Raw genomic sequence first — 8,903 nt, 5'->3', positions numbered from 1 at the left:
GGGCTGTTGATATACATAGCGATTTCCTTGGAGGGGTTTTCGGCCTCAAGGAACAAAAGCTGGGCACAGATCAGCGATGACATGCCGTCATGCACCGGGCCTGCGAGGAAAATGATGCGCTCTTTCAGCATACGGCTGAAAATGTCGTAAGCGCGTTCGCCGCGGCTGGTCTGTTCGACCACCATCGGCACGAGCGTATTCATGTAGTGGTCAACTGGATCGCGCATGGAAACCTGCCTGTTGGTCCGTGGAAGTGTTTTATCGCCGGATGCTTTCCAGAGTCTTAGTGGCGCGCGCCGGGGGGTGCAAGGGTGGGCGGGCGCATTGCTGCATCAGGCGATCGGTTGCGTTCAGTTTAGCGAGGATGTGCTGAAAATTTGGTTAATGAGAGAATATTCAACGTGAAGGAAGTAAGATGCAGAGGGCGGTGTTTCAACGGGGACAGATTGGCAACGGCTGCTGTTATTGTGCCCGAAACGAGAGCGAACTCTGCGTGGCAGAGTTTATCGGTTCGCTGCTCATGAAGCGGACAGCGTTGAGCAAGAAGTCGTGCAGCGCAAGCCCTTGTTCGATAATCTGGCAGCGCCTGACGGGGACAATGCGGAACGCGCCTTGCGGCGGCAGACGCGGCCAGATTTATCACGAAACAAATCCAGTAAGACAATACGGCGCTTTCCAGAATCTCAGCGGGCGATGGTAATTTCGGCCCGCAGCCCGCCCAGCCGTTCGCTTTCACCCAACCGCAACACTCCGCCATGATTGCGGGCGATGTCAGATGCGATGGACAGACCAAGCCCTACCCCACCGCCTTTGTTTGGATTACGCGCCTCGTCCAAACGTTTGAACGGCTCTAATGCTTCTTCGCGGTGCTCTTTAGGAATGCCGGGGCCGTCATCCTCGACCACAAACCGCAAGGCGCGCTCGCTGCTGTGCAGACTGACCTCAACCCGCGTACCGTGTCGCACCGCATTGCCGATCAGATTTTCCAGCGCGCGGGTGATTGCCTGCGGGCGCAGTTTGGCGAAATCGGGTGCATCGCCGGGTGGTGCAGAGGCCGGGCCAAGTGTCACAGGCTGCCCCATGCGGCGCGCATTTTCGACGATGTGATGCAGCAAGGCGGTCGGATCGACTGGCTCAGGCTCCTCCATCGCATCGCCGCGCGCGAAGGCCAGGAATTCGTCGACCAACCGCTCCATATCCGCGACATCCTGTTGCAGCGCGCGGGTGTCTTCGTCTTCGGGCAGAAACGACAGGCCAAGCTTCAACCGGGTGAGTGGGGTGCGCAGATCGTGGCTGACCCCCGAAAGCATCTGGGTGCGGCTTTCGATTTGACGCTCAATCCGCGCCCGCATGTTGAGAAACGCGTTGCCCGCCGCACGGACTTCGGTGGCACCGCGCGGCGTGTAGGGAATAGTCTGACCCTTGCCGAATGCATCCGAGGCGCGCGCCAGCCGAGTGATCGGACTAAGTTGGTTGCGCAGGAAAATATAGGCGATGAAAGTCATCAGCGCCGAGGTGAACACCATCCAGACTAAAAGCTGATGCGGATTGCTGGCCGAGATGCGCGAGCGTTTTACCTCAAACCGGATGGGGCCTTTGTTGGTTTGCAAATAGACCCGTACCGCCAGCGGATTGCTGGTCAGATCCACCGCGCGCACCCCAGACAAGCGATCATAAAGCGTCAGCGTCACCGCGCGCCCGGCATAATCGAACCATGCCCGACTGTCGGCTGTCGGCACTTCGCTGTCCGCCAGCGGAAACTCAAGTCCCAGATCAAGCCCACGGGTAAGATCAAGCGCCAAAGCTTGTGCTTGGGCTGGTGTCGCCACCGCATCAATACGGGCGCGGATATAGCGGATCTCAATGCTGACGCCGCCGGTCATTTGTCGGGTGACGCCGTCGAAATGTCGTTGGATAAACGCGACCGAGACGATCAGCTGCACCACAACAACAGGCAGCACCAAAATAAGGGCTGCACGACCAAACAGGCTGCGGGGCAGAAAGGGCTTGAGGCGGCGGCGCATAGCGGCAAGGTTAACCGGGCTTGGGTGGGATGGGAAGTGCGATGCAACTGGCAAACGGCTTGTGGCGGATCAGGGCGGACAATCCCAGCCCAATGACCGGCAGCGGCACCAATACCTATCTGCTGCGCGGGCCGGATGGCGCTGTGGTGATTGATCCCGGCCCTGCCCTGCCTTCCCATCTGACAGCGGTGCTTACGGCTTTGAACGGTTTAGCCTTGCGCGCCATTCTGCTGACGCATCCACATCTCGATCATTCAGCCGGCGTGGCACCGTTGCAAGCAGCGACCAGCGCGATGGTCTATGGCTTTGGGCCAGCCACCGCTGGCCGCAGCGCGTTGATGCAGCGGATGGCGGCTGAGGGGCTCGCGGGGGGAGGCGAAGGCGTAGATGCAGGCTTTGTGCCGGACGTGCTGGTGGCGCACGGCGATGTGCTAACGCTCGCCGGTCTGGTGATCGAGGCGATCCATACCCCCGGCCATATGGGCGCGCATTTAAGCTTCGCTCATGGCGACGATCTTTTCAGCGGCGATCACGTGATGGGTTGGGCCAGCACGCTGATCTCACCTCCCGACGGCGATATGGCGGCCTATATGGCATCGCTGGCGAGACTTTCAGCGCGAAACTGGCGGCAGTTCTGGCCGGGGCATGGCGAGGTGGTCAGCGATCCAAAGGCACGCCTGGCCGAGCTTGCAAACCACCGCCGCGCCCGCGAAGCCGCTATTTATGCCGCATTAAAAGCAGGCCCCGCCCGCCCAGACGATCTCGCAGCGCAACTTTACACCGACACCCCAAGCGCCCTGCTCCCAGCCGCCGGCTGCAACGTTCTTGCGCATCTTATTGATCTGCATGACAGAAACCTTGTTACCACCGCCGGCCCTATCGGCCCCAATGCCCATTTCGACCGCATCTAAGTCGCAAAGCATTTTTCTTCACCTCCCCCCTTTACGCCCCCAAACACCCTTGCTATAGACCCCTCGTGTTCCGGCGTAGCTCAGCGGTAGAGCAGTTGACTGTTAATCAATTGGTCGTAGGTTCGATCCCTACCGCCGGAGCCAAAAATCCAAAAGATTTTAGCTACTTACGGAAACCCCTCAGGGGGTTTCTCGTAGCTTGTGGCCGATTTTCACTAGTGCCATAAGCCTTGCTAAAGTTCTGTAACGCGGTGCTCGTCCGTTACTCGCGTATCAACAACCAGATCACGACGCGATATGGCGGGTTGCTGGCCCTTAGCCGTCAGCGATGATCAGAGCGACATCCGCAAAGCCAGATAGTTAAAACCAACACTCAAAAACCTTCTCAACCGCGCCGTCGCTTTCGGGGGTGACGCGGTGCAACCGCTCTGACACATTCCTTTGGAGACGCGCGGAAGGGTTCAGATTGCTGCGCCCGGAGGCCGAACCCGCCACAAACCTGCGGTGACAAACGGTTTTGCCAGTTTCGCACCCATCAAGACAAGGCCCGCCTATGACAACTCCAGACATCCTCATCATCGGCTCTGGCATGGGCGGCGCTACTTTAGCTGCGGCTTTGGCGCCGTCTGGCAAGCGTATCGTCATCCTTGAACGTGGCGATTGGCTGAAAGATTCTCCGCAAGCGCGCGATCCTTGGGCGGTGTTTGGCTCCGGGCATTTCAGCCCGAAAGAAACCTGGTATGACGCGGATGGCGGCACCTTCACCCCAAACAATTACTACCATCCTGGCGGCAATTCCAAATTTTACGGCGCGGTGTTGATGCGCTACCGCGCCGAAGATTTTCGCCCCCTCAAGCATATGGGCGGCACGGCACCGGGTTGGCCGATGTCTTACGACGAGTTTGAGCCGGATTATCAGGCCGCTGAGGAGATGTACCAGGTGCGCGGCGCTTTGGGCGAAGATCCGACCGAGCCCCACCACTCGCGCCCCTATGCCTATCCCCCGGTGCCGCATGAACCCGACATGGTCGATCTGTGCAACCGCCTGAAGGCGCAGGGTTTGCACCCGGGCGCGCTGCCGCTTGGCGTCGATATCGAGCTTTGGCTAAAAGGTGGTCCGCTGACGTTTGACGGCTTTCCGAACACCCGTGGCGGCAAAAGTGATGCGGAAACCATCGGACTTGCCGCCGCCCTGAAATATCCCAATGTCACCTTGATAACCAAAGCCAAAGTCACGCGTTTGATCGCAGAGGCAGGCCGGATCACGGCGGTAGAATACGAACACGAAGGCACCCCTGCCCGCATCTCAGCACCTATTGTCTGCCTGTGTGCTGGCGCGGTGAAGTCCGCAGCGCTGCTCTTGGCCTCAGCCGATGCCGACCACCCCACTGGCCTTGCCAACAGTTCCGACCAGGTCGGCCGCAACTTTATGAACCACAATATAACGGCTGTTCTGGGGGTAAGCCCGTTCCGGCGCAATCGCTCGGTCTATGAAAAGACCATCCAGATGAATGACTGGTATCTGACCGGCGGCCCGCAGGGCGAGCCGTTGGGCAACGTGCAAATGCTGGGACGGATCACTGGCGAGATCATGGCGGCTGAATCTGGTCTGCCGTTGATCGTCTCGCGCTGGCTTGCCGATCATTCGGTGCATCTGATGACGATGTCCGAGGATTTGCCGAACCCGAACAGCCGCGTGACGTTGCGTGACGGCCAGATTGTGCTCAAATGGGAACGCTCAAACTGGGAGGCGCATGCGGCGCTGAATGCCAAGCTGAAGGCGGTGCTGAAAAAGGCCGGTTGGCCGGTGGTGCTGACCAAGACGTTTGAAAAACGCACACCGAGCCATCAATGCGGCACGGCGCGTATGGGCTTGGATCCGCGTAGCAGCGTGGTTGATCCGTTTGGCCGCAGCCATGATATCGACAACCTGTTCCTCGTCGATGCCTCGGTGCTGCCAACCTCGGGCGCGGCCAACCCCTCGCTGACGGTGGCCGCACTGGCACTGCGCACCGCTCGGCATATTCTGCAGCAAAGCGAGTGATGCCTTAAGCCGGGGCGCATCGGCTTTGGGCGACAATAGTGATACTGCTCACGCGCCGATGCGCTTGCCCATCTGACCTGACGACGCGTCCTAAGCGCCTCAAAAATACCCCTCGCATCATGCTCATGGAAGTTTAGGCGGTGCGCAGCTAAACAGAGGCTCTCGTTGCTGGTCGCGCCTCGTGCGTCACGGTGGTTTATCGGAGTCATAATGCTTGATGTTCCCCATTCTGCCACCCGGCGCTTCGGCCGCGTGCTTGGCCATCTTGGCTTTGTTCTGCTGCTCTGCGCCGCATCCGCTTGGGCTGCCACCGCGCTTTTCATCCAGTTGAACGGCGCTCTCCAGATTGCCGCCTTCGCGGTGCTGGGGCTTACTTTCGTGGCAATTCTGATCCTGCGCTTTCGCAAACGGCGTCTGGGCTGGTTTGGCCTTGCGGTTGCGGCATTGGCGGTCGGCGGCTGGTATCTGACCATCCATCCTCGGCAAGATCGCGACTGGGCCGCCGATGTGGCACATGGTGTCAGCGGCACCGTCCAAGGCGATACAGTGACCCTATCAAACGTGCGCGATTTTAAGTGGATCTCGGATCAGGTGGCCACCCCGCATTGGGACAGCCGCAGCTATGATTTGAGCCAGCTGCAATCGGTGGATATGATCACCTCGACTTGGGGCGATCCGAACATCGCGCATCTGCTGGTGAGTTTCGGCTTTACCGGCGGCGATCACGTGGTGTTCTCCGTCGAAATTCGTCGCGAAAGGACGGAAGTTTTTTCGTCGATCGGCGGCTTCTTCCGTCAATTTGAGCTGGTGCTGATTGCGGCAGATGAAGCCGACATCGTCAAACTGCGCACCAATTATCGCGGCGAAGACGTGCATTTGTTTCAGGTCAAGCTGGACGCGCAGCAACGCCGCGCGCTTTTCCTGCGTTATATCGACTTTGGCAACGAACTGGCCAAGACCCCAGAGTTCTACAACACCGTCACCGCCAATTGCGCCTCAACGGTTTACCATCTGGTGCAAGTCATCAAACCAGATATGCCGCTAGACCGCCGCTTGTTGTGGTCGGGTCAGCTGCCCGAATACATCGACGAACTCGGCGGTTTGCAGGGCGATATGCCAATGGATCAGCGCAGGATAGCAGCCGAGATCAGCGCCTTGGCGAAAACGTTTCACCAAGGTCAGGATTTCTCGGCGCTGATCCGGAGCCGTTGATTTTCGCCGCAAGTTTGCTTTAAATAGCGCACTGGGGTGTCACATCCCCAGCCACAAAGTTTCTTTGCTCGTTCGTCGCAAACTTCTACGCACCCCGTCGGGAGATCACGAACCGCTGAGGCAATTTCAATTGAGTTTCGGCGGATCTTGCGATTAATCGGGCCATCAGATCAATCCGCGATCACGTCTTGGCGTTGTTGACCCAGACCCTCAATCCCCAGCTCCACCACGTCGCCAGCTTTCAGATACTGCGGCGGCTTCATACCCAGCCCAACACCCGGAGGCGTCCCGGTCGAAATCACGTCACCCGGATGCAGCGTCATAAACTGGCTTAGATAACTGACCAAGTATTTCACGCCATAGACCATAGTTTTGGTCGAGCCATTCTGCATCTTGGTGCCATTCACCGTCAGCCACATGCTCAGATTCTGCGGATCATCGACCTCATCCCGCGTCACCAGCCACGGCCCGATCTGACCAAAATTGTCGCAGGATTTGCCCTTGGTCCACTGCCCCGAACGCTCGGTCTGAAAAGCACGCTCCGACACGTCATTGGTCACGGCATAGCCCGCGACGTAATCCATCGCATCGGCTTCCGAGACGTATTTCGCCTTTTTGCCGATGATTACCGCAAGTTCCACCTCCCAATCGGTCTTTTCCGAGGTGCGCGGGATGATGATCGGATCATTCGGGCCGACGATGGCGCTGGTGGCCTTCATAAATATGATCGGCTCGGGCGGCACCGTCGCGCCAGTTTCGGCGGCATGGTCGGAATAATTCAGCCCGATGCAGATGAATTTGCCCGTGCCCGCAACGCAAGGCCCAAGCCGCGCGCCCTCCACAATCGGCAACCGCGCCGGATCGGCGCTGCGGATTGACGCCAACCCGGCATCCGACAGCACAGCGCCACCGATGTCCGACACAATCGCCGAAAGGTCGCGCACCGTGCCGTCCGAGTGCAAAATCCCCGGTTTTTCAGCCCCAGCGGGCCCATGACGCAGCAGTTTCATAATTAATCCTTACACTTGTCCGTTGAGAACCTCGCCTGCCTACGCTGGTAAGTCCATCATCTTGGTGAAAATTTCGTGCCGCACGTCGAGCAAAACTTCCTCCACATCGCGCGCTTGCGGCCCACACATCCACGCCATCACGCTCGCCGGAACCGCTGGCCGCACCAGCTTTTCTTGCGGGATTTTGGAGATCGGGTTGAAGCCCGCGTCGCGGATAGCGCCCTGCATCGCAGTATCGGTGGGCGGGATACCGACGAAGAAGGTTTTCACATCCGGCGCAAGCTCCATCGCCATCATCTGCGTCAGCATCCGCATCCCGGCTTTGGTGGCGCAATAGACCGTCCAACCCTCCATCGGCGTCGTCGCAGCCCCCGTCCCCGCATTGACAATGATGCCCTTTGAGGCCCGCAGCAACGGCAGCGCCGCAATCGCCATCCTGTGCACGCCGATCACATTGACTGCGAACGCCGGAGCCAGCGCGTCGCTCGCCAATTCCGCCAGCGGCCCGATTGGCGTGATCACGCCTGCATTGTTAACCAACACATCCAGCCGCCCCGATTCGGCCTCGATACGCGCAATAGCAGCATCCACGTCGGCTTGCTTTGTCACGTCTAAAGCCAGCACCGTCGCGGCGTCCGGCAAGTCTTCGACGCTCTCGCCCAAGAACACCCCTGCGAACACGCGCGCCCCGTTAGCCCCGAGAATCCTTACCAATTCCGCGCCAATACCTCTGCCAGCGCCAGTCACAAGCACAGTGCGACCCGTCAGGTCTGGCACGCGAACAGGGCTCAGGTTGAACATTTTTCTTGACCTCAGATTGCTAAGCGTTGCTAATTGGCCTTACCAATTATCGAAGTACCGTGATCTGGCAAGGCTGTCAAAGTGAATGATGGCAAACATAACGCCAAACGCGGTGAGGGGGGAATATGACGAAAATAGCGCGGATCGAGCCGATCCCGATCGAATACCCCGACCCGAATGATTTCGGCACCATCCGGCGCACGGTCTTGGTGCGGGTTGAGACAGATGATGGCGTGGTCGGCTGGGGCGAAAGCATCGCGATGTGGCCCGAGGCTTGCAAAGCCACGGCGCTGATTATCCGCGAAGGTTTAACCCCGATCCTGCTCGGCGAACCTGTTGATATTGAAACGCTTTGGGTCAAAATGCGCCGCCATGTCTGGTGGTACGGCGAGGGCGGCGTCGCCTCGCTTGCGATCTCGGGCGTCGATATGGCGCTGTGGGATATTCGCGGCAAACTTGAAGGCAAGCCGCTCTATGAGCTGTTCGGCGGGCTGAAACATGACCGGCTTTTGGCAAATGCCTCGTCTCATGTTAACAAAAAGGGCGAGGCCGCCTGCGTCGCCGAGGTGGAAAGCTTTTTCGCCAACGGTTTCCACTCGACCAAACTGGGATTTGCCAAAAAGGGCGAAAGCAATATCGGCGGCGATCCCGATGTGGATGTCAGCTTTATCAAGGCGTTACGCTCCGCGCTCGACCCCGATGCGGGCATCTTGGTCGATATCGGCAACGGCGTCCGTTGGGATGTAGACACCGCGATTTCCGTCGCCAACCGGATGCACGATCTGGGCATCGGCTGGTATGAGGAGCCGCTGTATGTCACCGACGACGCCGGATATCGCAAGCTTCGCGCCAATACATCCGTGCGGATCGCCTCGGGAGAGCGTGAGTTCACCGAAGCAGG

General features: G+C 59.0%; 8 protein-coding genes and 1 tRNA gene. 5 read left to right on the top strand and 4 right to left on the bottom strand.

Annotated elements, in window-relative coordinates; all coding sequences use genetic code 11:
- A partial coding sequence (locus JWS10_RS14160) for an ATP-dependent Clp protease proteolytic subunit (protein ID WP_299508441.1) occupies positions 1 to 227 on the bottom strand: 227 nt, incomplete at its 3' end.
- Positions 228 to 683: 456 nt separating this feature from the next.
- Complete coding sequence (locus JWS10_RS14155) at positions 684 to 2,024, bottom strand: ATP-binding protein (protein WP_299508439.1); 1,341 nt, start codon at positions 2,022 to 2,024, stop codon at positions 684 to 686.
- 41 nt (positions 2,025 to 2,065) lie between these two features.
- Here JWS10_RS14155 and JWS10_RS14150 point away from each other — a divergent pair, with 41 nt between their 5' ends.
- From JWS10_RS14150 to JWS10_RS14135, 4 genes are all read left to right on the top strand, one after another.
- Positions 2,066 to 2,935, top strand: a complete 870-nt coding sequence (locus JWS10_RS14150) for an MBL fold metallo-hydrolase (protein ID WP_299508437.1) — start codon at positions 2,066 to 2,068, stop codon at positions 2,933 to 2,935.
- Positions 2,936 to 3,004: 69 nt separating this feature from the next.
- Positions 3,005 to 3,079 (top strand) — tRNA-Asn (locus JWS10_RS14145).
- Positions 3,080 to 3,488: 409 nt separating this feature from the next.
- Positions 3,489 to 4,979 carry a GMC family oxidoreductase gene (locus JWS10_RS14140; RefSeq protein ID WP_299508435.1) on the top strand — a complete coding sequence of 497 codons (1,491 nt, stop codon included), beginning with the start codon at positions 3,489 to 3,491 and terminating at the stop codon, positions 4,977 to 4,979.
- 210 nt (positions 4,980 to 5,189) lie between these two features.
- Positions 5,190 to 6,191 (top strand): DUF4105 domain-containing protein, encoded by a 1,002-nt coding sequence (locus tag JWS10_RS14135; RefSeq protein WP_299508433.1) that lies wholly within the window; start codon positions 5,190 to 5,192, stop codon positions 6,189 to 6,191.
- A gap of 170 nt (positions 6,192 to 6,361) precedes the next feature.
- Here JWS10_RS14135 and JWS10_RS14130 read toward each other — a convergent pair whose 3' ends face one another.
- Both JWS10_RS14130 and JWS10_RS14125 read right to left on the bottom strand, forming a co-directional pair.
- Complete coding sequence (locus JWS10_RS14130; RefSeq protein ID WP_299508431.1) at positions 6,362 to 7,201, bottom strand: fumarylacetoacetate hydrolase family protein; 840 nt, start codon at positions 7,199 to 7,201, stop codon at positions 6,362 to 6,364.
- A 39-nt stretch (positions 7,202 to 7,240) separates the two neighbouring features.
- The gene (locus JWS10_RS14125) at positions 7,241 to 8,002 is read right to left on the bottom strand and encodes an SDR family NAD(P)-dependent oxidoreductase (protein ID WP_299508429.1); all 762 of its coding nucleotides are present in this window, start codon (positions 8,000 to 8,002) and stop codon (positions 7,241 to 7,243) included.
- 125 nt (positions 8,003 to 8,127) lie between these two features.
- On the opposite strand from JWS10_RS14125, the gene JWS10_RS14120 reads away from it, so the two are divergent.
- Positions 8,128 to 8,903, top strand: a 776-nt coding sequence (locus JWS10_RS14120) for a mandelate racemase/muconate lactonizing enzyme family protein (protein WP_299508427.1), incomplete at its 3' end; no start/stop codon positions are given.

The organism is Cypionkella sp., from assembly GCF_028290025.1.
GTDB lineage: Bacteria > Pseudomonadota > Alphaproteobacteria > Rhodobacterales > Rhodobacteraceae > Cypionkella.
The sequence above is the reverse complement of the archived record's forward strand: the minus strand, read 5'-3'. Positions and strand labels throughout refer to the sequence as shown.